The organism is Caulobacter sp. CCNWLW153, assembly GCF_036889365.1.
GTDB classification, from domain to species: Bacteria; Pseudomonadota; Alphaproteobacteria; order Caulobacterales; family Caulobacteraceae; genus Caulobacter; species Caulobacter radicis.
The window spans coordinates 23,250-46,720 of the sequence record NZ_JBAKFV010000022.1; the positions used below are offsets into that span (position 1 = coordinate 23,250).

At 69.5% G+C, this 23,471-nt stretch carries 16 protein-coding genes; 8 read left to right on the forward strand and 8 right to left on the reverse strand.

The window, feature by feature from the left end:
• Position 1: 1 nt before the first annotated feature.
• Positions 2-718, reverse strand: a complete 717-nt coding sequence (locus V6S85_RS24550; RefSeq protein ID WP_334350578.1) for a 16S rRNA (uracil(1498)-N(3))-methyltransferase — start codon at positions 716-718, stop codon at positions 2-4.
• Positions 719-781: 63 nt separating this feature from the next.
• On the opposite strand from V6S85_RS24550, the gene ppk2 reads away from it, so the two are divergent.
• Complete coding sequence (gene ppk2 / locus V6S85_RS24555) at positions 782-1,558, forward strand: polyphosphate kinase 2 (RefSeq protein WP_334350579.1); 777 nt, start codon at positions 782-784, stop codon at positions 1,556-1,558.
• A 112-nt stretch (positions 1,559-1,670) separates the two neighbouring features.
• Here the strand turns inward: ppk2 and V6S85_RS24560 are convergent, their stop codons facing one another.
• On the reverse strand, positions 1,671-2,213 hold the full coding sequence (locus V6S85_RS24560; protein WP_334350580.1) for a hypothetical protein: 543 nt from the start codon (positions 2,211-2,213) through the stop codon (positions 1,671-1,673).
• Positions 2,214-2,457: 244 nt separating this feature from the next.
• Here V6S85_RS24560 and V6S85_RS24565 point away from each other — a divergent pair, with 244 nt between their 5' ends.
• Both V6S85_RS24565 and V6S85_RS24570 read left to right on the forward strand, forming a co-directional pair.
• Positions 2,458-3,084, forward strand: a complete 627-nt coding sequence (locus V6S85_RS24565; protein WP_334350581.1) for an AraC family transcriptional regulator — start codon at positions 2,458-2,460, stop codon at positions 3,082-3,084.
• 71 nt (positions 3,085-3,155) lie between these two features.
• Positions 3,156-3,905, forward strand: coding sequence for an SDR family oxidoreductase (locus V6S85_RS24570; RefSeq protein ID WP_334350582.1), 750 nt, complete (start codon positions 3,156-3,158; stop codon positions 3,903-3,905).
• 60 nt (positions 3,906-3,965) lie between these two features.
• Here the strand turns inward: V6S85_RS24570 and V6S85_RS24575 are convergent, their stop codons facing one another.
• Entirely contained in the window at positions 3,966-6,374 is a 2,409-nt protein-coding gene (locus V6S85_RS24575) for a TonB-dependent receptor (RefSeq protein ID WP_133244808.1), read from the reverse strand.
• Positions 6,375-6,679: 305 nt separating this feature from the next.
• The gene (locus V6S85_RS24580) at positions 6,680-8,188 is read right to left on the reverse strand and encodes a S10 family peptidase (protein ID WP_334350583.1); all 1,509 of its coding nucleotides are present in this window, start codon (positions 8,186-8,188) and stop codon (positions 6,680-6,682) included.
• Between the two features lie 379 nt (positions 8,189-8,567).
• Here V6S85_RS24580 and lpdA point away from each other — a divergent pair, with 379 nt between their 5' ends.
• Positions 8,568-9,971 (forward strand): dihydrolipoyl dehydrogenase, encoded by a 1,404-nt coding sequence (lpdA, locus tag V6S85_RS24585; protein ID WP_116487604.1) that lies wholly within the window; start codon positions 8,568-8,570, stop codon positions 9,969-9,971.
• A 336-nt stretch (positions 9,972-10,307) separates the two neighbouring features.
• On the opposite strand, the gene V6S85_RS24590 is transcribed toward lpdA, so the two are convergent.
• Positions 10,308-12,305, reverse strand: coding sequence for a methyl-accepting chemotaxis protein (locus V6S85_RS24590; RefSeq protein ID WP_334350584.1), 1,998 nt, complete (start codon positions 12,303-12,305; stop codon positions 10,308-10,310).
• A gap of 277 nt (positions 12,306-12,582) precedes the next feature.
• Between V6S85_RS24590 and V6S85_RS24595 the strand changes: the two genes are divergently transcribed.
• Positions 12,583-14,538: a sulfatase-like hydrolase/transferase gene (locus V6S85_RS24595; RefSeq protein WP_334350585.1), complete on the forward strand. Its 1,956-nt coding sequence runs from the start codon at positions 12,583-12,585 to the stop codon at positions 14,536-14,538.
• A 69-nt stretch (positions 14,539-14,607) separates the two neighbouring features.
• Here the strand turns inward: V6S85_RS24595 and V6S85_RS24600 are convergent, their stop codons facing one another.
• Positions 14,608-15,522: a tyrosine recombinase XerC gene (locus V6S85_RS24600; protein WP_334350586.1), complete on the reverse strand. Its 915-nt coding sequence runs from the start codon at positions 15,520-15,522 to the stop codon at positions 14,608-14,610.
• Between the two features lie 140 nt (positions 15,523-15,662).
• Positions 15,663-16,343 (reverse strand): DUF484 family protein, encoded by a 681-nt coding sequence (locus V6S85_RS24605; RefSeq protein ID WP_334350587.1) that lies wholly within the window; start codon positions 16,341-16,343, stop codon positions 15,663-15,665.
• A gap of 146 nt (positions 16,344-16,489) precedes the next feature.
• Here V6S85_RS24605 and V6S85_RS24610 point away from each other — a divergent pair, with 146 nt between their 5' ends.
• Positions 16,490-18,652: a primosomal protein N' gene (locus V6S85_RS24610; RefSeq protein WP_334350588.1), complete on the forward strand. Its 2,163-nt coding sequence runs from the start codon at positions 16,490-16,492 to the stop codon at positions 18,650-18,652.
• 114 nt (positions 18,653-18,766) lie between these two features.
• On the opposite strand, the gene V6S85_RS24615 is transcribed toward V6S85_RS24610, so the two are convergent.
• Positions 18,767-20,335 carry an MDR family MFS transporter gene (locus V6S85_RS24615; RefSeq protein WP_334350589.1) on the reverse strand — a complete coding sequence of 523 codons (1,569 nt, stop codon included), beginning with the start codon at positions 20,333-20,335 and terminating at the stop codon, positions 18,767-18,769.
• Positions 20,336-20,656: 321 nt separating this feature from the next.
• Between V6S85_RS24615 and V6S85_RS24620 the strand changes: the two genes are divergently transcribed.
• Positions 20,657-21,148: a copper chaperone PCu(A)C gene (locus V6S85_RS24620; RefSeq protein ID WP_334350590.1), complete on the forward strand. Its 492-nt coding sequence runs from the start codon at positions 20,657-20,659 to the stop codon at positions 21,146-21,148.
• 132 nt (positions 21,149-21,280) lie between these two features.
• The gene (locus tag V6S85_RS24625; RefSeq protein WP_334350591.1) at positions 21,281-23,395 is read left to right on the forward strand and encodes a M13 family metallopeptidase; all 2,115 of its coding nucleotides are present in this window, start codon (positions 21,281-21,283) and stop codon (positions 23,393-23,395) included.
• Positions 23,396-23,471: the final 76 nt, after the last annotated feature.

Below are 23,471 nucleotides of genomic sequence, written 5' to 3' on the forward strand. Positions count from 1 at the left end.
TCTAGCGCCAATCCCCCGCCGCGGCCTGCCACAGGGTCATGGCGCTGATCGCGGCCGTATCGGCCCGCAGGATGCGCGGGCCCAGCGACACCGGCGTCACGAAGGGCAGGGAGCGCAGGCGTTCGCGCTCCTCCGGGGCGAAGCCGCCTTCGGGGCCGATCAGGATGGCGGCGGGACCGCCCGTACCGGCCAGGGCCTCGATGGCGGGCCTCGCGTCGCCGCCCTCGTCGCAGAACACCAGGCGCCGGCCTTCGTCCCAGCCGTCGAGGATCTTGTCGAGCTTCTCGGGATCCAGGATCGCCGGCACGTCGAGGCGGCCGGTCTGCTCGGCGGCCTCAATGGCGATGGCGTCCAGGCGAGCCAGCTTCATGTAGTCGACATTGGTGCGGCGGGTGACCGTCAGGCGCACCCGGCGGGCGCCCAGTTCGGCGGCCTTCTCGACGATGGTCTCGACCCGGCCGCGCTTGACCATGGCGACGATGAGCTCGAGGTCGGGCGGCGTGGTCTGCTCGCGGGTCTGCTCCTGCGCCTTCAGCAGGCAGCCGCGCTTGCCGGCGTCGACCAGGCTGGCGCGCCACTCGCCGTCGGTTCCGTTGAACACCAGGATCTGGTCGCCGACGCCAAGGCGCATGACCTGAACGAGATAGCGAGACTGCTCCTGGGTCGGAGCGATTCCGGCGTCCTTGGACAGCGGCTGGGGCACGAAGAGGCGGATCATGCGCTCTTTCTAGCGCAGGTTCGGTTTCCGGGGGTAGGCTCTGGCCGCAAGCAAGGAGTGGGCATGACCAGAACCCGCGACTACGACGAGGAACTGCGCGACCTTCAGGTGGCGCTGATCGCCCTGCAGAAGCACGCCATCGACAAGCAGTGGAAGCTGCTGGCGATCTTCGAGGGCCGCGACGCCGCCGGCAAGGACGGCGCCATCGCCCGGATCACCGAGCACCTGCACCGACGGCAGACGATCGTGGCGGCCCTGCCCAAGCCCAGCGATCGGGAGGCCAGCGAGTGGTACTTCCAGCGCTATGTGGAATGGCTGCCGGCCTGCGGCGAGGCGGTGATCTTCAACCGCTCCTGGTACAACCGGGCCGGGGTCGAGCGGGTGATGGGCTTTTCGGCGCCCCAGCAGCAGGAGCAGTTCCTGCGCGACGTGCCCGGCTTCGAGCGGATGCTGGTCGAGAACGGCATGCGGCTGTCGAAGTTCTGGCTCGACATCGGCAAGGACACCCAGGCCGAAAGGCTGAAGGCCCGGCGCGACGACCCGCTGAAGGCCTTCAAGACCAGCTCGCTCGACGCCGTCGCCCAGGAGAAGTGGGACGACTACACCGCCGCCCGCGACGACATGCTGAACCGCACCCACACCGAGGCCGCGCCGTGGGTGTGCGTCCGGGCCGACCACAAGAAGGCCGCCCGGCTGAACATCATCCGCTGGCTGCTGCACGCGGCCGCGCCGAACGGCGCGGCGGGCAAGAAGATCCTCAAGGGCGTGCCCGAGCCTGACCCGGAGGTGATCTTCCGCTTCGAGCCGGCGGCGCTGAGCGACGGGCGGCTGGCGCGGTAGGGGGGCAGCGTGATCCTCGCCCTTCGACCGGCTCAGGGTGAGGATCATTGATGCGTTCGGGATAGGAAACCTCATCCTGAGCTTGTCGAAGGAAGAGGTTTCCGCTGAGGCGCTAGCCGACGGGCGCGGCGCAGACGCCGTCCGCGCAGCCGTCTTCCACTTCTGCCTGTGCGCCCGGTGAAGCCGCCGCGCCAGACTGCACCAGGGCCTGGACGGCCGCGCCCAGGGTCAGGTCCGGCGGGTGGCCGAACAGCTTGTGGACGAGGCGGCCCTGGCGGTCGAACAGCAGCAGGCTGGGCGTGCCCTGCAGAGCGTAGCCCCGCATGGTCTGGGGGATCGGGCCGCCGTTCGGGTCGGGGGCGTCGATCCCGACCGGGAACTTGATGCGATACTCGTGCAGGAAGGCCTCGAGGGCGGCAGGGGTGTTGGCTTCGTGGTGCTCGAACACCGTGTGCAGGCCGATGACCGCCAGATCGGACTCCGGGAAGGCCTCGCGCAGGCGCTGGGCCTGGGGCAGGGCGTTGGCCACGCAGCCGGGGCACAGCATCTGGAAGGCGTAGACCGCCACCACCCGGCCGGCCAGGGCGGGCAGGTCGAGCGGCGCCTTGCTGTTGAACCAGCGGCTGGTGGTCAGGGGCGGGGGCTTGGTCGTCATCGGGGGCGTCATGGATGGCCTCGTGGCTTGCCGCCGATAGATGGGCGCCCGGCCGCGCCGGCCCAGCCCGCAACTGGGACAAGCCGGCCGTGAAATCGCGACCGGAATGTCCAAGACCTCACGGTCAGTGTGTAAAAAATGGAAAAGATAGCTTTCCATCATTTCCGTTTCGCGATCATTCAAGCCCCGCCATTCTCTCCTTCGACGCCGCGGCCGCCGGGCCCGCCAGGGGAGATTTGAGACCATGTTCGCCACCCAGACGATGACCGCCCGCGCCGCCCAGACCGGTGAAACCTCGCGCAGCTTCGCCCCCCGCGAGGACGTGCAGGTCAGCGCCCTGCCCAAGCGCATCGCCGACCTGCTGCGCGACGCCCAGCGCGCCGCCCGCGAGGACCGTTCGGAAGCTGAACGCCGCATCCAGGAAGCCATGGCCCTGGTCCAGCGCGAAGGCCTGCGTCTCCTGGAAGCCGCCGCCCCGGGCGAGCTGGATCGTGGGGGCCTGGCCCCCTGGCAGATGCGCCGCATCGACGCCCACCTCTCCGCCAATCTCGACGGCTCGATGCGCGTGACGGACCTGGCCGCCATCGCCAAGCTCAGCGTCAGCCACTTCTCGCGCGCCTTCGCCGCCAGCTACGGCATGGCCCCGCGCGACCACATCCTCAATCTGCGCCTGGAACAGGCCCGCACGATGATGCTGGACTCGGCCGAGCCGCTGGGCCGCATCGCGATTGCTTGTGGGTTCTCCGACCAGGCCCACCTGTCGAACCGCTTCCGCCGCGCCTTCGACATCAGCCCCAACGCCTGGCGCCGCCAGAACCTGCGCGGCGCGGCGCCCGCCGATATCAACGCCGCCGATCCGGCCTACGCCTGAGGCCGCAGCAGGATCCGGGTGGCCACTCCACGCCGTTTCCCGGACCCTGGCCTCCAGATGAGGAGGCAAGCATGTCGATGCTGAACAACAAGGTCGCGATCGTCACCGGCGCGTCGTCGGGGATCGGCCGGGCCACCGCCCTGCGGCTGGCCGCCGAGGGCGCGGCGGTGGTGATCAACGCCCGGGGCGGCCACGCCCTGGAGATCGTCGCCGAGGAGATCCGCGCCGTCGGTGGGCAGGTCCATGCGGTGACCGGCGACGTCGTCGATCCGGCCACCCACGAGGCCCTGGTCGCCGCCGCCGTCGAGCGGTTCGGCGGGCTGGACATCGCCATCAACAACGCCGGCGCGGTCGGCCCCTATGCGCCGCTCGCCGACATCGCGCTGGACGACTGGAACGCGGTGCTGGCCGCCAACCTGACCTCGGCCTTTCTCGGCGCCCGGTTCCAGGTCCCGGCCATGCTGGCGCGCGGCGGCGGCTCGTTGGTCTTCGTCTCGACCTTCGTGGGGACCAGCGTCGGCATCCCCGGCATGGCCGCCTACGGCGCGTCGAAGGCCGGGCTGATGGGCCTGGTGAAGGGGCTGACCGCCGACTACGGCGCGCGAGGGATCCGCGCCAACGCCCTGCTGCCGGGCGGAACCGACACGCCGATGGGCGGCGACGCGGCGCAGAAGGAGTGGGCCGCCGGCCTGCATGCCTTGAAGCGCATCGCCCATCCCGACGAGATCGCCAGCGCGGCCCTGTTCCTGGCCAGCCCCTTGGCCAGCTTCGTCGCCGGCTCGGCCCTATTCGTCGACGGCGGCAACGCGGCGGTGAAGTAGGCGCGAAAAAGGGGCGGCCCCGCGAGAGGCCGCCCCCGATCCTTGCTTCGAGCCCGGCGCCTAGTAGCTGGCGCGCAGGGTGAAGGCGACCGCGCGGGCGTCGCCTGGCGTGCCGACGACGAGGCCCGAATTGCCCGAGACCACGGTGATGTTCTGCAGGTACTCGGCGTCGAAGGCGTTGCGCACCGAGACGAACGCTTCCCAGCCCGCCTGCGACTTGAAGCCGGCCCGCAGGTTGACGATCTCGTAGGCCTTGATGATCGAGTACCGCGAGTCCGAGCTGTCGGCGTAGTAGTTGGAGCGGAAGCTGGCGTCGACGCCGGCATAGACCTCGCCGGTCAGGCGGCCCAGACTGGCGTCCTGGCGATATTCCGCCCCGGCCGATCCGGCCCACTTCGACAGGCCCGGCAGCGGGCGGCCCGACAGGTCGCACTGGGCGGTCGAGGCGCCGATCCGCTCGAGCGGGCAGGGGCCGTTGACGAAGTCGGCGTACTTGCCCTCGGTCCAGGCCAGGTTGCCGTAGAACTTGAAGCCGCCGATCGAACGGGTGGTGGCGTCGAGCTCGACGCCGCGCACCTCGACCTTCTTGACGTTGGCCAGGTAGCCGCGCAGGGCGCCGGGGCCGCTGTCGACGACGTTGGCCTGGAAGTCCTTCACGTCGGTGGCGAAGGCGGCGAGGTTGGCCGTCAGCAGGCGGTCGAACCACTGGGTCTTCAGGCCGACGTCGATCGTCGTCACCTTCTCGGGGCGGATCACCGCGGCCTGCTGCGAGGGCAGGTTGGCGCTGGTCAGCGGCAGGGACGTCATGTTGATGCCGCCCGACTTGTTGCCGCTGGAGACGGTGGCGTAGGCGTTGATGTCCTTGCTCAGGGCGTAGACCACGGCGATCTGGCCCGACCAGGCGCCGTCGTCGGTCTTGGCCGAGAAGTTCTGCGGGCGAGCGATGCCCAGGCGGCGGGTGTTCTGGGCCGCGGTGGGGTTGGCCAGGCCGCCGGTGGTGGTCTGGACGTACGTGCCGTCCTTCTTTTCCTGGGTGAAGCGCACGCCGGGCGTGACGCTGAGGCGGTCGTTGACCTTCCAGGTCAGCTGGCCGAAGGCGGCGTAGCTGGTGGTGTCGATCGTGCTGTCGTTGAAGACGGTGTAGCCGTCGAGCAGCGCCGGAACAGAGGCCTCGGGCGTGCCCGGCAGCAGCCAGTACGAGGCGTCCGAGCCGTATTCGGTGACGCCGTGGGTGGTGACGTTCTGGTCGAAGTAATAGAGTCCGACGGTCCAGTCGAAGGCCTGGCCGCCATTGTTGGACAGGCGGAACTCCTGGCTGAACTGCTTCTGGTGCGAGGGGTTGTTGGAGCGGCGGGTGACGTCCAGCGCGGTGTAGTCGCGGTCGTTGCGCGGCTCCCAGTCCCACTCGCGGTGGGCGGTGACCGAAGTCAGGGTCACCGGACCGAAGTCGTAGTCGGCCACCGCCGACAGGCCGTTGACCCACTGGTCGGCCTGGATCGGGTCGTCGATGTCGGAGATGCGGTCATAGGGGTTGGTGCTGGCCACCGTGTAGTTCTTGCCGGCGGCGAGGAAGGCGTATTCCAGGTTGCTGTTCTTGGCGGTGTCGCCGACCGTGACATAGACCTGGGTGCAGCACTCGGGCTGCTGGACGGCGTAGTCGCCGTAGAGCTTGACCGTCAGCTTCTCGTTCGGGGTGAACTTCAGCTGGCCGCGATAGCCGGTGCTGGCCCGGGCGTTCTGGTAGGTATTGCTCTTGGGATTGTAGAGGTCGCCGTCGCGCCAGGTGCCGACGAACGACAGGCGGGCGGCCAGCTTGTCCTTGATGATCGGGCCGGCGGCCGTGGCCTTGAACTGGCGGAAGTTGAGGCTGCCGTAGCTGGCCTCCACGTCGGCCTCGAACTCCTGGGTGGCGTCGCGGGTGGTGATGTTCAGCGCGCCGGCGGTGGTGTTCTTGCCGAACAGCGTGCCCTGCGGTCCGCGCAGCACCTCGATCTGCTGGATGTCGATGAAGTCGAGCGTCGCAGCCCCGGGGCGCGAGTTGTAGACTTGGTCCACATAGATGCCGACGCCCTGCTCCAGGCCGTCGTTGGCCAGGCCGTAGGACGCGCCGAGACCGCGGATGGTCAGGGCGGTGTTGCGCGGGTTGGGCGACAGCACCTGCAGCGTCGGGACCAGCTGGGTCAGGGCGACGATGCTGTTGACGCCGGTCTGGGTCAGGGTCTCGGCCGAGGTCACCGTCAGGGCGATCGGCACTTCCTGGGCGCTTTCCTCGCGGCGGCGGGCGGTGACGAAGACCTGTCCGACCAGGCTGGAATCGTCGGTCGCGGCCGGATCGGCCGGGTCCGCGGGGGCCGTCGCGACGGGCGCGACATCGGCCTCGGCGGCCAGGGCCAGGCTGGCGGTGGTGGAAAGAAGCGCGCCCAGCAGGGCGGCGCGGCCGAGCCTTTGGGCCGAAAGTCCGATCGTCACGTAGTGCCCCCTCAATTCGAGATAACGCCATTCGGCGATTGGGTTGCGGTGATATCTACGTATTCCTATCGGTGAAATGGAGAATGGCTCCGCGACCGGCCAGTTTTTCTGCGGGGCTCGGGCGAGGCCGCCGACAAGCGAAAGGCCGCCCCGGTTTCCCGGAGCGGCCCTGGTGCTGTGTCGATGGCGCTCGCCTTGCGTGGTCCTCGTCCTTCGACAGGCTCAGGATGAGGACCAGGGCGAAAGCGGCGCAGTAGAAAACCTCACCCTGAGCTTGTCGAAGGGCGAGGTTGTCGCAGGCTCCGTCAGTTGGCGCCGTACAGCTTCTTGACGTCGGCGCGGAAGGCAGCCCCGCTGTCGGGGCGGCTGTAGAACATGTGGCCGCCGGGATAGTTGGACAGGGTCACGCGGCCATTGGCGGTGGCCGGCATGGCGTCGACCACCAGGCGCGAGGCGAAGAACGGGCACGACAGGTCGTTGTAGCCGTGGACGATCAGCACCTTCAGCTTGGGGTCGACCGAGACCGACTTGCGCAGGTCGGTGACGGACTCGGTGTCGGGACCGCGGCCACGGTCCCAGGCCTGGTTCACCTCGCCCGACAGGGCGTCGTAGCGGCCCTCGACCTTCCAGCCGACGGTGCGGGTGGTGAAGTCGACGATGGCGCTGGTGGTCGGCGCGATGATCGAGTCGAGGATCGGGTCGTTGATCTCCTGCTCGGGGGCGAAGGGGAAGGGATCCAGCGAGGTGACGTTGCTGTCGTAGCGGCTGCCCAGGCGCCCGGTCTGGCGGAACACCTCGCGCAGGAACGACTGGGTCTCCAGCCGGCCGCCGGCGCGGCGGACATAGGTCGGATCAAGGCCGGTCATGGCCGAGACCTTGCTGGTCAGGCGATCCAGGGCGGCGGGGTCCGAACCCTTCATCAGGTCGACCATGTATTCGCCGCGGGTGTAGTCCTCGACGTCCTTGATGGCGGCCGGGGTCAGCTTGCCCTCGCGCTCCAGCTTGGCGGCGGCGATCGACGGCAGGGTCCACATGGCCGGCAGGGGCGAGATCTCCTGGGCGGTGCGGCCGGCGCTCGACAGCAGCGGCGAGACGAGGACCAGGCCGTTGATGCCGACGCCGTAGTCGGTCTGCAGGGTGTAGGTCAGGCGCGGGCCGCGGAAGCCGCCGTAGCTTTCGCCGACGACGTACTTGGGCGATTGCAGGCGCTCGTTCTTGACCAGCCAGTCGAAGACGATGCGCGACAGGTAGTCGATGTCCTGCTTGACGCCGTAGAAGCGCTTCTTGGTCTCTTCGGGCGTGGTCAGGCTGCGCGAGAAGCCGGTGCCGACGGCGTCGATGAAGACCAGGTCGGTGAAGTCCATCCAGCTGGCCGGGTTGTCCTGCAGGCGGGTGGGGGCCGACGGGCTGTCGCCCTCGGCGCCGAACTGCACGCGCTTGGGACCGAGCGCGAAGTTCAGATAGACCGAGGCCGCGCCCGGGCCGCCGTTGAAGGCGAAGGTCACCGGACGGTTGGGATCGCGCGGGCCGTCCAGGGTGTAGGCGGTGAACACCACCTCGGCGATCTTCTTGCCCTTCTCGTCGCGCACCGGCAGCGAGCCGACCGTGGCGGTGTAGGCGACGGTCTTGCCGGCCAGGACGGTGGTCTGCTTGACCGACTTGTCGGCCGGGAAGGCGGGCAGTTCGGCGGCCGGCGCCCCCTTGGCCGCGGTGTCGGGCGCGGGCTTGGCGTCCTGGGCCATGGCGTTTCCGCCAGCCATCACGCCGATCGCGAGGGCCGCCCCCGCGGTCCACGACTTCCAAGTGCTGAGCATGTCGCCTCCCGAACGCCTTCCGGTTTCGCTGAACCGGCGCGTCTTGCCGTCCTGAATTTGGAGCGCGCGCGGCATGGCGGGCTCCGGTGATGGGCGAAATGGCTAGAGCATGGCCAAGCTGTCGGCAAGGACGACGCGGAAAAGTGGGCGGGCGGCAAGAACATGCCCATGGGCCGGGCAGGGCGCGCCTGTCCAAGACACGGGCGGCGCGGCGGAATTTCCCTTTCTGGATCACGCATAAGGGCGAAAAACGGGTTCCGTTTTGTCCCCCGTCGCACTAGGAGTAGCCCCGCCTCGGCAAGGCCTGCCAAAGCGTCTTGCCGACACCATATTTCTGTCCGGCGCCGTTCCTGGCGCGTTGCTGCAAGGCGAAGATCCCATGGCCCAATACGACGTCGTCATCATCGGGGGCGGCCCCGGCGGCTATAACGCGGCGACCCGCGCTGGCCAGCTGGGCCTGAAGGCGGCCATCGTCGAAGGTCGCGGCAAGCTGGGCGGCACCTGCCTGAACGTCGGTTGCATGCCGTCCAAGGCCCTGCTGCACGCGTCGGAATACTATGAAGCCGCCGCCGGCGGCGAGTTCGCCAAGCTCGGCATCGAAGTGAAGCCGAAGCTGAACCTCGACCAGATGATGGCCCAGAAGGCCGAGAGCGTCGAAGCCCTGACCAAGGGCGTCGAGTTCATCATGAAGAAGAACAAGGTCGAGTACGTGAAGGGCTGGGGCCGCATCGACGGACCCGGCAAGGTCGTCGTGAAGGCCGAAGACGGTTCGGAACGCGTCCTCGAGACCAAGAACATCGTCATCGCCACCGGCTCGGAGCCGACCCCGCTGCCGGGCGTCGCCGTCGACAACGCTGGCCGCATCGTCGACTCGACGGGCGCGCTGAGCCTGCCGACCGTGCCCAAGAGCCTGATCGTGGTCGGCGCCGGCGTCATCGGCCTGGAGCTGGGTTCGGTGTGGCGTCGCCTGGGCGCGGAAGTCACCGTCGTCGAGTACCTGGACCGCATCCTGCCGGGCACCGACACCGAAGTGGCCAACGCCTTCCAGAAGATCCTCGGCAAGCAGGGCTTCAAGTTCAAGCTCGGCGCCAAGGTCACCGGCGCGGCCGACAAGGGCAAGCAGGCCGAACTGACCCTGGAGCCGGTCGCCGGCGGCGAAGCCGAGACCCTGCAGGCCGACTACGTGCTGGTGGCCATCGGCCGTCGCCCGTTCACCCAAGGCCTGGGCCTGGAAACCGTGGGCATCACCCCCGACAAGCGCGGCGTCATCGCCAACGACCACTACAAGACCGGCGTCGACGGGATCTGGGTCATTGGCGACGTGACCTCGGGCCCGATGCTGGCCCACAAGGCCGAGGACGAGGCCGTGGCCTGCATCGAGCTGATCGCGGGCAAGGCCGGCCACGTGAACTACGACATCATCCCGGGCGTCATCTACACCAAGCCGGAAGTCGCCACCGTCGGTAAGACGGAAGACGAACTGAAGGCCGCGGGCGTCGCCTACAAGGTCGGCAAGTTCCCGTTCCTGGCCAACAGCCGCGCCAAGATCAACCACGAGACCGACGGCTTCGTGAAGGTGCTGGCCGACGCCAAGACCGACCGCATCCTGGGCGCCCACGCCGTGGGTCCCAACGTCGGCGACATGATCGCCGAGATCTGCGTGGCCATGGAGTTCGGCGGTTCGTCGGAAGACGTCGCCCGCACCTGCCACCCGCACCCCACCCGCTCGGAAGCCATCCGCCAGGCGGCCATGGGCGTCGAAGGCTGGACGATGCAGGCCTAAGGCCTCGCGTCTGTCCGACAACTAGGAAGCGCGCCCGTTCCATCGGGCGCGGAGTGGCGGGGTTTCGGCAACGGAGCCCCGCCATGCTTTTGTCCGCTGTCCTGCTGGCCGCCTCCAAGCGCGGCTCCCCGGTGGACACGCCGATGGCGGTGAGCCGATGAACTTGTTCTCAAGCTAATTTGGTTCGTCACCCCGGCCGGCTCTACGCTGCGCTTCGGCCGGGATGACGAGCTTTTTTGCTTCTCGGAGGCCAGGAAAAAACCCCGCCGGCTGGCGCTGGCGGGGCTCTGAAGTTCAGGGAGGATACGCCCCCGATACCCGGGGGCGGTTACGCGATCAGAATTCTTCCCAGTCGTCGCTCGGGGCCGACGAGGCGAAGGCGGCGAGCTTGGCCTGGGCCGAGCGGACCGGGTTGACGCCCGGGCGGCTGTCGGCGCCGGCCAGCGACACCGCCGGCTTGGCGGCGGCCGGGGCCGGACGCGAGACCGGGGGCGGGGCGGCGGCGCGGCGGGTCGAACCGCCGCCGGCCGAGGCGCGGCGGGCTTCGGCGCCCGAGACCTGGAAGCGCGAGATCATCTGCATCAGGCCGTTGGCCTCGCCCTTCAGCGAGTGGCTGGCGGCCGTCGATTGCTCGACCATGGCGGCGTTCTGCTGGACGGTCTGGTCCATCTGGTTGACGGCGGCGTTGACCTGGTTGAGGCCGGTGGCCTGCTCCTGGCCCGAGGCCGCGATCTCGCTGACCAGGGCGTCGATCTCGCCGACCTTGCTGACGATGGCCTGCAGGGCCTCGCCGGTCTGGCCGACCATCGACACGCCCTGATTGACCTGCTGCGACGAGGTCGAGATCAGGGTCTTGATCTCCTTGGCGGCCTCGGCCGAGCGCTGGGCCAGGGCCCGCACTTCCTGGGCCACGACCGCGAAGCCCTTGCCGGCGTCGCCGGCGCGAGCGGCTTCGACGCCCGCGTTCAGGGCCAGAAGGTTGGTCTGGAAGGCGATCTCGTCGATCACGCCGATGATCTGGCTGATCTCGGTCGAGGACTTCTCGATCTGCTGCATGGCGTCGACGGCGCCCTTGACGACGACGCTGGAGCGTTCGGCGTCGGTGCGGGTCGAGCTGACCACGCGCGAGGCCTCCTGCGCGCCGGCCGACGAGCGCTTCACGGTGGCGGTGATCTCGTCCAGGGCCGCGGCGGTCTCTTCCAGGCTGGCGGCCTGCTGCTCGCTGCGGCGCGACAGGTCGTCGGCGGCCGAGGCGATCTCGTCGCTGCCGGCGCCGATGCCGTTGGCGGCGTGGACGATGGTGCGCATCGCCTCTTCCATCTGGGCGATGGCGCCGTTGAAGTCGGACTGCAGGCGCTTGTAGTCGGCCGGGAAGGCGGCGTCGACGCGGTAGGTCAGGTCGCCTTCGGCCAGGCGGTTCAGGCCCGTGGCGATCTCTTCCATCACGAAGGCCTGCTCCTTGGCGGCGGCTTCGCGAACCTGTTCGTTGCGGCGGCGCTCGGCCTCGGTCTCGGCGGCGGCGCGCTGCTGGGCGGCCTCGGCGGTGCGCAGGGCCAGGGCGTTGTCCTTGAAGACCTGGACCGAGCGGGCCATGGCGCCGACTTCGTCACGGCGCTGGGCGCCGTTGACCTCGACGTCCACCGAGCCCTGGGCCAGGATCTCCATGGTCCTGGACAGCTGCACCAGCGGGCGCGAGATCTTGCTGCGGCCGATCCACACGGCGTAGGCCAGGGCGGCGGCGGCCGAGATCAGGCCGACCAGGATGGTCAGCATGACGCCGGTCTGGGCGTCCTTGCTGGCCTTGGCGACGATGGCCTGGGTCTGCGCGGTATGCTTGTCGGTCCAGTCCGACACGTCCTTGGTCAGCGCGGTGATGTCCGGATCGATCACGGCCATGACCATGATGCCGGCCTCGTTGGCGTCCTGCAGGCCCAGATCGGCGCCCTGGCGGCCGCTGTCGTAGACCTTCTTGAAGCGGGCGCGGAAGCCGGCGACGTCCTTGGCGGTGCTCGGCTCGGCCTGGACGACCTTGTCGAGGCGCTCGTTGCCGCTCTTCAGCGCGTCGTCGATTTCCTGCGAGGCCTGCTTGGCCGCGTCGGACGCGCCTTCGTTGGCGACGGTGCGATAGGCGGCGTAGCCGATGCTTGCGACGCGACGGTTGAAGCGGGCCATTTCCAGCTCGGCCGGGGCGCGCTGCTGCACGATGGTCGAGGTGGTGGCTTCCAGCTTCTTCTGCTGCCACACGCCCATGCCCACGCAGGCGACGGCGACGAGCGCCAGCACGATGGCCGGCAGCATCACCTTGGTGGCGATCTTCAGATCGTCGAGCTTCATCAGGACTGTCCCGCTTTCAGCGTCCTCTCGCGCGCACTGGCTTCGCGGAGGTGTTTCATCTTTGAATCCACAAAGCAGGGCGCGCGGTAAAAGCGTGGTTAAGCGCGGCTTTTTCCCCAACCCGCGCGACTCCTTGTCGCAGGGCGAACGGCGGTTTTCCCGACGGGCGGCGCGCGGAGGAAAACATCGCTCTGTGAAGGCGAGCACAGTCCTGTCACAACTTCAGCGTCAGCTTGCCGACATTCGGGGGCCGACGAGCGTCCGAGGGGAGGCCGACATGACCAAGCGACCCAACATCCTGCTGATCACCTGCGACCAGTATCGCTTTCCGCGCTTCTCCTATGGCGCCGCCCACGGCCTGGCCGAAGGGCTGAAGGATGTGCTGGGCTTCCAGCCGCTGAAGCCGGACAACGACTACATCCAGCACTTTCCGGGCCTGGCGGCCCTGCGCGACAACGCCGTGCTGCTGGCCAACCACACCATCGCCGCCAGCGCCTGCACGCCCAGCCGCACGGTGATCTATACCGGCCAGTACGGCACGCGCACCGGCGTCACCCAGACCGACGGCCTGTTCAAGAGCGGGGATTCGCCCAACTTCCCGTGGCTGGCGCAGGGCGGCATCCCGACCCTGGGCAACTGGATGCGCGAGGCCGGCTACACCACCCACTACTTCGGCAAGTGGCACGTCAGCGATCCGGTCCGCCATACGCTGGAGGATTACGGCTTCGACGACTGGGAAGAGAGCTGGCCCGAGCCGCACGGGGCGGCGATCAACAACCTGGGCCTCTATCGCGACGCCGGCTTCTCCGACACCGCCTGCGCCTTCATCCGCCGCCAGGCCCTGGCGGTGAACTACGACCGGGCCAGCGCCACCGCCCAGTCGCATGACCCGTACGCCTCGGGTCCGGATCCGGCCGACCTGAAGCCGTGGTTCGCGGTGGCCTCGTTCACCAACCCCCACGACATCGCCACCTATCCGGCGGTGATCGGCCAGGCCCTGCCCAAGCCCGACGACAGCGGCGTGCAGGGCATCTTCAACCCGCTGACCGTACCGTTGCAGGGCCAGCGCACCCCGCCGCCGACGGCGGGCACGGCGACCGTCCCGCTCAATCCGGGCGGCTTCTCCCAGGAATGCGGGCATGTGCCGCCGACCTGGGACGAGGACCTGTCGACCAAACCCTCGGCCCAGCACGACTACGCCTGGAAGATGGGCCTGGCGCTCAATTCCAAGACCGGCTTCAACGTCGCGCGCGGCATGGGGATCACCGATACCGACAAGGCGCTGGAGGCGGCGGCCGACATCGCCCTGCAAGGGCCGATCCCGTTCCAGCTGACCGGCGATCCGCGCGGCGGGGTCGAGGCCTTCGTCCAGCTCTATGGCTGGCTGCACAGCGTGGTCGACGTGCACATCGCCGCCGTGCTGGAGACGCTGGAAGCCACCGGCCAGGCCGACAACACCATCGTGGTCTTCCTCACCGACCACGGCGAGATGGCCGGCGCCCACGGCATGATGCTTGAAAAGTGGCACACCGCCTACCAGGAGGTGCTGCATGTGCCGGTGGTCGTGCGCTTCCCGCCGAGCCTGGCGCCGGCCGGCCTGCCCGACGGCGTTCCGCTGGCCAAGGAGGCCCTGACCAGCCACGCCGACATCGTGCCGACCATCCTGGGCCTGGCCGGCGTCGCCGAAGCCGAGCGCGACGCCATCGCCGGCGTGCTGGCCAAGACCCGGCCCGTGCCGCCTCTGCCGGGCGCCAACCTCACGCCGCTGATCCGCGGCGAGACCAACCGGGTGATCGAGCCGGACGGCAGCGAGCGGCAGGGCGTGCTCTTCATCACCGACGACGAGATCACCGCGCCCCTGGCGCCGCTGAACAATCCGCACAACACCAAGTGCGAGAAGGAATACGCGGTGTTCGACGTGGCGGTCGAGAAGGTGCGCCAGGGCAATCCCGCCCGCCCGCCGGTCGACATCGCCCCCGGCTCGGTGCGCCAGCCCAACCACGTGCGCTCGGTGCGCACCTTGACCCACAAGCTGACCCGCTATTTCGACCCGTCGGGCCGGGTGGGCCAGGAGTGGGAGATGTACGACCTGGTCGCCGATCCCAACGAGACGGTGAACCTCGTCTACGTCCAGGCCGACCCGCCCAAGGCCCGGCTGGACCCGGCGTTGCAGCCGGAGGTGGACAAGCTGGCGGCGCTGCTGGCGGCGCTGGAGGAGAGGGATTTGAGCTGAGGCTTCTCAAATCTCCCGTCATTCTCGCCACAAGGGCGGGAATGACGGGAAGAGGGGGAGAGGGGGCGCTTACGCCCTCGGATGCGCCTTGCCATACGCCGCCAGCAGGCCCTCGGCGTCGACCTGGGTGTAGCGCTGGGTCGTCGACAGCGAGGCGTGGCCCAAGAGGTCCTGGATCGAGCGCAGGTCGGCGCCGGCGCCCAGCAGGTGGGTGGCGAAGCTGTGGCGCAGGGCGTGGGGCGTGGCGCGGTCGGAAAGGCCCAGGCGCCCGCGCAGCACCTGCATGGCCGCCTGCACGTGGCGCGGCGACAGCGGCCCGCCGCGCTTGGCCCGGAACAGCGGCTCGTCCGGCGCCAGCACGAAGGGCAGGACGGCCAGATAGGCGTCGACCGCCGCGCGTACCGCGTCGAGCACCGGCACGATCCGGGTCTTGCCGCCCTTGCCGGTGATCCGCAGCGTCTGCGCCAGCGGCGCGTCGGCGCGGGTCAGCGACAGGCCTTCGGAGATCCGCAGGCCGCAGCCCCAGAGCAGGGTCAGCACCGCCTCGTCGCGGGCGGCCTCCCACTCTTCGCGGTCGGGATCCAGCGCGATCTCGGCCAGCAGGCCGCGGGCCTGGTCTTCGGACACGGGACGCGGCGCGCCGACCTTGATGCGCGGGCCGCGCACCAGGCCGATGGCGGCGTTGGGCGTCGACAGGCGCGCATCGAGAAAGCGGTGGAAGGCGCGGATCGACGACAGGCTCTGGCTGACCGAGCGCGGCGACAGCGGATGGTCGCCCGAGCGCCGGAACGCCAGATAGGCCCGCAGGTCGGCGGCCGAGACGGCGCCGAGATCGGCCAGCGACAGGCTTCCGCCGTTGTGGCCCTCGATGAAGTTCAGATAGGCCAGCACGTTGTCGCCATAGGCCCGCACCGTGCGCGGCGAGGCGCGGCGCTCGTCGGCCAGGTGGGTGAGCCAGGCGGCCAGGGCTTCGCGGGCGTGCATCTAGATCCTCGCCCTCTGGGGGAGGTGTCGCCGAAGGCGACGGAGGGGGGAGTGGGGGCAAGGCCGGTCAGCTTTTCGGAAGCTGAAACCGCCCCCCCTCCGGTCCTGCGGACCACCTCCCCCAGAGGGGGAGGATTTCATTAGGGCACCGGCCAACGCTCGGCCGTGCGCTCGACGACGCGGGCCAGGAAGGCCACGAGGTCGGAGCCCATGTCGGGGGTGAAGGCTTCGGGGTCGGTGGAGCCGAAGGCCAGGACGCCCTGGCGGGAGGGCTCCCACAGGGCCATGCGGACCAGCGCCATGCTGCGGATGGTGTCGAGCTTGTCGCCGAACAGGCCGAGCGCCGGGGCGAAGAAGCCCATGCGGGCCACGCCATGGTCGCCCATGATCATGTCGACCTGGCCGTCGACCAGGGCGTGCCAGCCGGCGGGCACGCGGGCGGGGCCTTCCAGGGCCACCGTGCCGGCGGCGAGGCTGAAGCGCAGGGCGGCCATCTCGTCGACGCGGCGGGCGAGGTCGGAATGGTTGCGGGCGTCGAGCAGGTCGATGACCGCGGCGTGCACCTGGGCCTGGGCCGACATGTTGGCGCGGGCGGTGTCCTCGATGGTCTTGCGCACCTCGGCCTCGCGTTCGCGGGCGGCGGCGGCGCGGGCGATGGCCACGTGACCGAACTCGACGACGTTGCCGGTGTCGAGCTTCAGGCCCAGGTCGGCCAGCAGGTCGGTGTCCTCGCGCAGCACGTCGGGCTGTTCACGAAGAAAGTCGCGGACCAGATCGGGATCGATCTGCGGCTGGACCATCGCCTGGCTGGATTCGCTCATGACCCCTCACTGTCGTGATCACCTGCACGCGTCAGGCGAGGCCGATGAAGCCCTGTTTCGGTTAACGCGGGCTTGATGAGGTTCGCCGCGATGTGAGCGCGGGCCGTCTCGACGCGGCGACGTTTCCGTTGCAGAAGGCGGGTCTCATGCCGCGCATCGCCTCCGTCCTGCTGCCCATGCCGCTGCCCGAGGCCTTCGACTACGCCGAGCCGGAGGGCCTGGAGCTGGTCGTCGGCGACCACGTGTCGGTGCCGCTGGGCCCGCGCACCGTGCGCGGCGTGGTCACGGCCCTGCGCGAAGGCGCGGGCGGCAACCGTCGCCTCAAGCCGGTGCTGGCCCGCGTGGACGACCCGCGCCTGCCGGCCAATGTCATCACCTTCGTCGAGTGGGCCGCGCGCTATTCCGTCGACTTGCCCGGCTGGCCGCTGGCCATGGCCCTGCGCGGCCTGCGCCACCCGCCCGCCAAGCCCGAGAAGGCCGTGGCCCTGACCGGCGCCCAGCCCGCCCGCATGACGCCGGCCCGGCTGAAGGTGCTGGCGGCCGCCGAGCATGGTCCGTTGAGCGCCGCCGAACTGGCCCGCCAGGCGGGGGTTTCGGCCGGGGTGGTCAAGGGGCTGGTGGACGAGGGGGCGCTGGAGCCCGTCCTGGTCGCCGCCGACGACAGCGTCGCCCAGCCCGACCTCTCCCTGCCGGCCCAGACCCTGAACCCGAGTCAAAAAGCCGCGGCCGACGAGATGGCCGATATGCTGGCGGCCGGCGGTTTCCAGGCCGCCTTGCTGGACGGCGTCACCGGCTCGGGCAAGACGGAAGTCTATCTCGAGGTCGCCGCCGCCGCGCTGGAGGCCGATCCGGCCGCCCAGGTGTTGGTGCTGCTGCCCGAGATCGCGCTGACCCAGGCCGTGATGGGCCGTTTCGAGCAGCGGTTCGGCGCGGCGCCGATCGAGTGGCACTCGGGCGTCAGCCCGCCGCGCCGCCGCCGGGCCTGGGAGGCCGTGGCCGATGGCCGCGCCCGCATCGTGGTCGGCGCCCGCTCGGCGCTGTTCCTGCCGTTTTCGAATCTCAAGCTGATCGTCGTCGACGAAGAGCACGACGGCTCGTTCAAGCAGGAAGAGGGCTTCATCTACCAGGCCCGCGACCTGGCCGTGGCCCGCGCCAAGATCGAAGGCGCGCTGGTGGTGCTGGCCAGCGCGACGCCGTCGCTGGAAAGCCTGTGGAACGCCCACCAGGGCCGCTATCGCTGGCTGCGGCTGGGCGCGCGCCACGGGACGGCGCAACTGCCCGACGTGCATCTGATCGACATGCGGGCCACCCCGCCCGAGCCCGGCCGCTGGCTGTCGCCGACCCTGGTCAAGGCCGTGTCGCTGACCCTGCAGAAGGGCGAGCAGTCCCTGCTGTTCCTCAATCGCCGGGGCTATGCGCCGCTGGTTCTGTGCCGGGCCTGCGGCGAGAAGCTGAAGTCGCCCGACAGCGACAGCTGGCTGGTCGAGCACCGCTATACCGGGCGCCTGGTCTGCCACCTGACCGGCTTTTCGATGAAGAAGCCCGAGGCCTGCCCGCACTGCGGGGCCAAGGACAGCCTGGTCTCGATCGGCCCCGGCGTGGAGCGGGTGGAGGAAGAGGCGCGCTACCTGTTCCCCGACGCCCGCATCGCCGTGTTTTCGTCCGACACCGTGTTCGACCCCGCGGGCGCGCGGGCCTTGGTCGACTCGATGGCGGCCGGCGAGATCGACATCCTGGTGGCCACCCAGGCCGCCGCCAAGGGCCACAACTTTCCGAACCTGACCCTGGTGGGCGTCATCGACGCCGACCTCTCCCTGCGCGGCGGCGACCTGCGGGCCGGCGAGCGGACCTTCCAGCTGCTGGCCCAGGCGACGGGCCGTGCGGGCCGCCACGAGAAGCCGGGCCGCGCCTATCTCCAGACCTATTCTCCCGAGCACGCCGTGTTGCAGGCCCTGAAGGCCCAGGACCGCGACGCCTTCGTCGAGGCCGAGATGGCCATGCGCGAGGAGGCCGGCCTGCCGCCGTTCGGCCGCCTGGCCGCGGTGATCGCCTCGGGCCCTGACGCCGAGGCATTGGAGGCCTACGTCCAGGCCCTGGCCGCGGCGACGCCCAATGCCGAAGGGGTGGAGGTCTACGGCCCCGCCGACGCGCCGCTGGGCTTGGTGCGCGGCCGGCGGAGGAAGCGGTTCCTGGTGCGGGCGGGCCGCAATGTCGACCTGCCGGGCTTCATGGCGGCGTGGCGGGCGCGGGCCAAGGTTCCCAACTCCGTGCGGGTGACGATCGACATCGACCCGTATTCGTTTCTGTAGGTCTGGGGAGCCCCCTCAGTCGGCTTTGCCGACCGCTGCCACAGAGCCCAGTCTCGCCCCCTCCACCACTTCGTGGTCCCCCTCCCCCGCACGCGGGGGAGGAGAAATCTGGCTTCAGCCCGCCACTTCTTCCTTCTCCAGCACCGGCTCCTGCGTCGGCATCCGCGAGCGCAGCGGCAACGCCGGGACGAAGAAGATCACGATCACGCCGAGCACGATCACCGCCAGTGCCGCCTGCATCACGCCGCTGACGGCGAACGACAGGGCCTGGCCCAGCGCCGGGTCGCGGTGGCCGCCGACGACGCCGGTCTCCAGCGCCATGCCTTGCAGGGCGCCCAGATCCAGCTTGCCGCCGCCATAATTGGCCAGCTGCGTGGTCAGGAGCGCGCCGGCCACGGCCACGCCGACCGTCGAGCCGATCTGGCGGAAGAACTGGTTGGAGCTGGTGGCCACGCCGATGTCGCGCGGGGTCACCGCGTTCTGGGAGGCGAGGTTGAACAGGCTGTGGTTGGGGCCAAGGCCGATCCCGACCACCAGCAGCAGGCCGCACAGCAGGCCAAGGCCGAGGCTCGCCAGATGGGTCATGGGCAGCACGCCGATCAGCAGCAGCACCGCGCCGCCCAGCATGAAGGGCTTATACTTGCCGGTGCGGGTGACCAGCACGCCCGAGACCGACGAGCCGACGATCATCCCGCCCATCAGCGGCAGCATGGCCAGGCCCGAGGTGGTGGCGTCGACGCCCAGGCCCAGCTGCATGTAGAGCGGCAGGAACACCGCCACCCCCATGAAGGCCATGGAGATCAGGAAGGCGGCGAGGTTGGCGGTGACGAAGGTGCGGTTGGCGAACAGCCGCAGCGGCAGGATCGGATTGGAGACCCTGCTCTCGACATAGACGAACAGCGCCAGGGCCACGGCCGCGCCGAGGAACAGGCCGATGCTCTGGGGCGAGGTCCAGGCGATGTCGTGGCCGCCGAGGCTGAGCGCCAGCAACAGCGGCACGAAGGCGGCGATCAGCAGGGCCGCGCCCAGGAAGTCGATCGAGCCCGAGCGCTGGTGCGGCAGGGCCGGCATCTTCACCAGGATCATGAACAGCGACAGCAGGCACAGCGGCAGGTTGACGTAGAACACCCAGCGCCAGCCGGCGACGACGTGGCCGGCCAGGGTGACCGTGCCGTGGTCGGTGAAATAGCCGCCGATCAGCGGGCCCAGCACGCTGGACAGGCCGAACACCGAGCCGAAGATGCCGGCGAACTTGCCTCGCTCGCGCGGCGGATAGAGGTCGGCGATGATCGCGAAGGCGGTGGTGAACAGCGCCCCGCCGCCGATCCCCTGCAGGGCGCGGAAGACGATCAGCTGCACCATGCCGCTCATGCCGGCGATGGTCCCGAACTCGCCCGACACGCCCGACAGCCACGAGCCGACCATGAAGATCGAGATGCCGACGACCAGGACGGGCTTGCGCCCGTAGATGTCGCCCAGCTTGCCCCAGATCGGCACCATCACCGTCGAGCTCAGCAGGTAGGCGGTGGTCACCCAGCTATAGAGCGTCAGGCCGTGCAGTTCGGAAATGATCCGCGGCATGGCGGTGGAGACGATGGTCTGGTCGAGCGCGCTGAGCAGGAAGACGATCATCAGGCCGGCCAGGGTGGTGCGGCGTTCGGCGTCGGTGAATTGGCCGGTCATGCGGTGGTCCGTGCAGCGTGGACGCCCCGCCTAGCACGGTTCGCCGGATGCGGGGCAGAAGCGATGCGCGAGAGATCGAAGAGCGGTTGTTCAGAGATCCTCCTCCTGTGGGGGAGGTGTCGGCGAAGCCGACGGAGGGGGGAGTTTTTGCGAAGCCGGCTCAGGCCACGGAAGCTGAGAACGCCCCCCTCCGGCCCTCCGGGCCACCTCCCCCAGAGGGGGAGGATCTTGGGTCGCGCCCCGTCACCCAACCTCAGGTCGCTCGCCGCCCGCGTCCAACCGGCGTAAGGCGTCTTTCGAACGCTTCGTCGAGAGCCTGCCATGCGTCGTTTCACTCCGCTGATCGCCCTCCTGGCCCTGGCCCCCGTGCTCGCCGCCGCAGGGCCCAAGGCGGTGGAGGTCGACGTGCGCCAAGCCTGGGCCCGGCCGGTGGCGGCGGCCGGCATGAACAGCGCCGGCTACATGGTGCTGGCCAACCGCGGCCGCGCGCCGATCACCCTGACGGGCGCGTCGAGCCCGCTGGCGCGCGAGGTGATGGTCCACCGCACCACGGAAGCAAACGGCGTCTCGTCGATGCGGGCCATGAGCCAGGGCCTGGTGATCCTGCCGGGCGGCCAGGTCGCCTTCGCGCCGGGCGGGAACCACTTCATGGTCATGGGCCTCAAGCGTCCGCTCAAGCCGGGCGAGCGCCTGCCGCTGACCCTGGTCTTCGACGGCGGCCGCAGGATCGAGGCGCAGCTGGCGGTTCGCACCGCTCCGCCACAACCGGCGGCTGCGGCTGCGGCCGCGCCCGCGCCGCCGCACCGGCACTGACCCAAGGTGGCGCTTTGATGGCCCGTCGGCGGCCATCGCCCCGTCCTGTGGAAACATGACAGAATTTTAAGGCAGGAAATTCCGCCGTCCGGCGCAGATTGCCGCCGGGTTTTCCAACGGATCTGCCTTTCGATGAAAAAAGCTTGGTTCGGCGCCGCCGCGGCGGTCGCCCTCACGATGTCTGCCTACGGCGCCCAGGCGCATGAAGAGCACGCCTGCGTCGACGACGCCTGCACCGTCCAGTCGCTGTTCGTCCAGGGCGCCGAAGGCGGCGGCTCGGCCGTCTCGCTGGAGTCGCCGCGCTACGGCGCCTGGGGCTTCGACCTCACCGGCATGAACACCTCGGTCAAGCCGGGCGACGACTTCTACAAGTACGCCAACGGCAAGTGGGACGAGACCACCCAGATCCCGTCCGACCGCACCCGCTACGGCAACTTCGACAAGCTGGCCGAGCTGTCGGAAGCCCGCACCCGCGCCATCATCGAGGGCGCCGCCGCCGGCAAGACCACTGACGCCGACAGCGTCAAGGTCGGCGCGGCCTACAAGGCCTTCATGGACGAGGCCCGCATCGAGAAGCTGGACGCCCAGCCGATCGCCAGCGAGCTGAAGCAGATCCAGGCGATCAAGAGCAAGGACGAGTTCACCGCCCTGATGGGCAAGAGCCCGACCACGGCCTTCGCCTCGCTGCTCAGCCTATACGTCTCGACCGACGCCAAGAACCCGACCCGCTACGCCGTCTATGCCGGCGCCGGCGGCCTGTCGCTGCCCGACCGCGACTACTATCTCGACGCCAAGTTCGCCGACAAGAAGGCCGCCTACGAGGCCTATGTCGCCAAGCTGCTGGGCTTCGTCGGCTGGGCCAACCCGGCCGAGAGCGCCAAGGCCGTGGTGGCCTTCGAGACCCAGCTGGCCGAAGCCAGCTGGACCCGCGTCGAGCGCCGCAACCGCGACAAGACCTACAACCCCAAGACCTGGGCCGAACTTCAGGCCCTGACGCCGGGCTACGACTGGAACCGCTACCTGATCGGCACCGAGCTGCCCAAGCTCGACCGCGTGGTGGTGACCACCGACACGGCCTTCCCGAAGTTCGCCAAGGTCTATGGCGAAACCTCGCTCGACACCCTGAAGGCCTGGCAGGCGTTCAAGGTCGTCGACGGCGCCGCGCCGATGCTGTCCAAGCGCTTCGCCGACGCGGCGTTCGAGTTCCGCGGCAAGACCCTGTCGGGCCAGCCCGAGCAGCGCCCGCGCTGGAAGCGCGGCGTCGCCCAGGTCAACGGCATGCTCGGCGAGAGCGTCGGCAAGGTCTATGTGGCCGAATACTTCCCGCCGGACTCCAAGGCCAAGATGGTCGACCTGGTGGCCAACCTGCGCACCGCGCTGAAGGCCCGCATCGAAGGCCTCGACTGGATGGGTCCGGAGACCAAGGACAAGGCCCTCGACAAGCTGGCCAAGTTCACCGTCAAGATCGGCTATCCCGACAAGTGGCGCGACTACTCCAAGCTGGAGATCCGCGCCGACGACGCCTATGGCAACGCCCTGCGGGCCGGCGCCTTCGAATGGCGCCATGACGTCGAGCGCCTGAACCAGCCGGTCGACAAGACCGAGTGGGGCATGACCCCGCAGACGGTCAACGCCTACTACAACTCGGTCAACAACGAGATCGTGTTCCCGGCCGCCATCCTGCAGGCGCCGTTCTTCCATCCGGACGCCGACCCGGCCGTCAACTACGGCGGCATCGGCGGCGTGATCGGCCACGAGATCGGCCACGGCTTCGACGACCAGGGCCGCAAGTCCGACGGCGACGGCGTGCTGCGCGACTGGTGGACGGCGGAGGACGCCGCCAAGTTCGACGTGCAGAAGGCCAAGCTGGGCGCGCAGTACTCGGCGTTCGAGCCCTTCCCGGGCGTGCACGTCAACGGCGACCTGACCATGGGCGAGAACATCGGCGACATGGGCGGCCTGTCCTTCGGCCTCGACGCCTATCACGCCTCGCTGCACGGCAAGCCGGCTCCGGTGCTGGACGGCTTCACCGGCGACCAGCGCGTCTATCTGGGCTGGGCCCAGGTGTGGCGCCAGAAGAGCCGCGACGACGCGCTCAAGCAGCAGATCGCCAGCGACCCGCACTCGCCGGCCTACTACCGCGTCAACGGCACCATCCGGAACCAGCCGGGCTGGTACAAGGCCTTCGACATCAAGCCGGGCGACAAGCTCTACATCGCGCCGGCGGACCGCGTGAACATCTGGTGATCTGAAGGAAGACCCTCTCCCTGTGGGAGAGGTGTCGCCAAAGGCGACGGAGAGGGGCGTGGCCAGGAAACCGGCC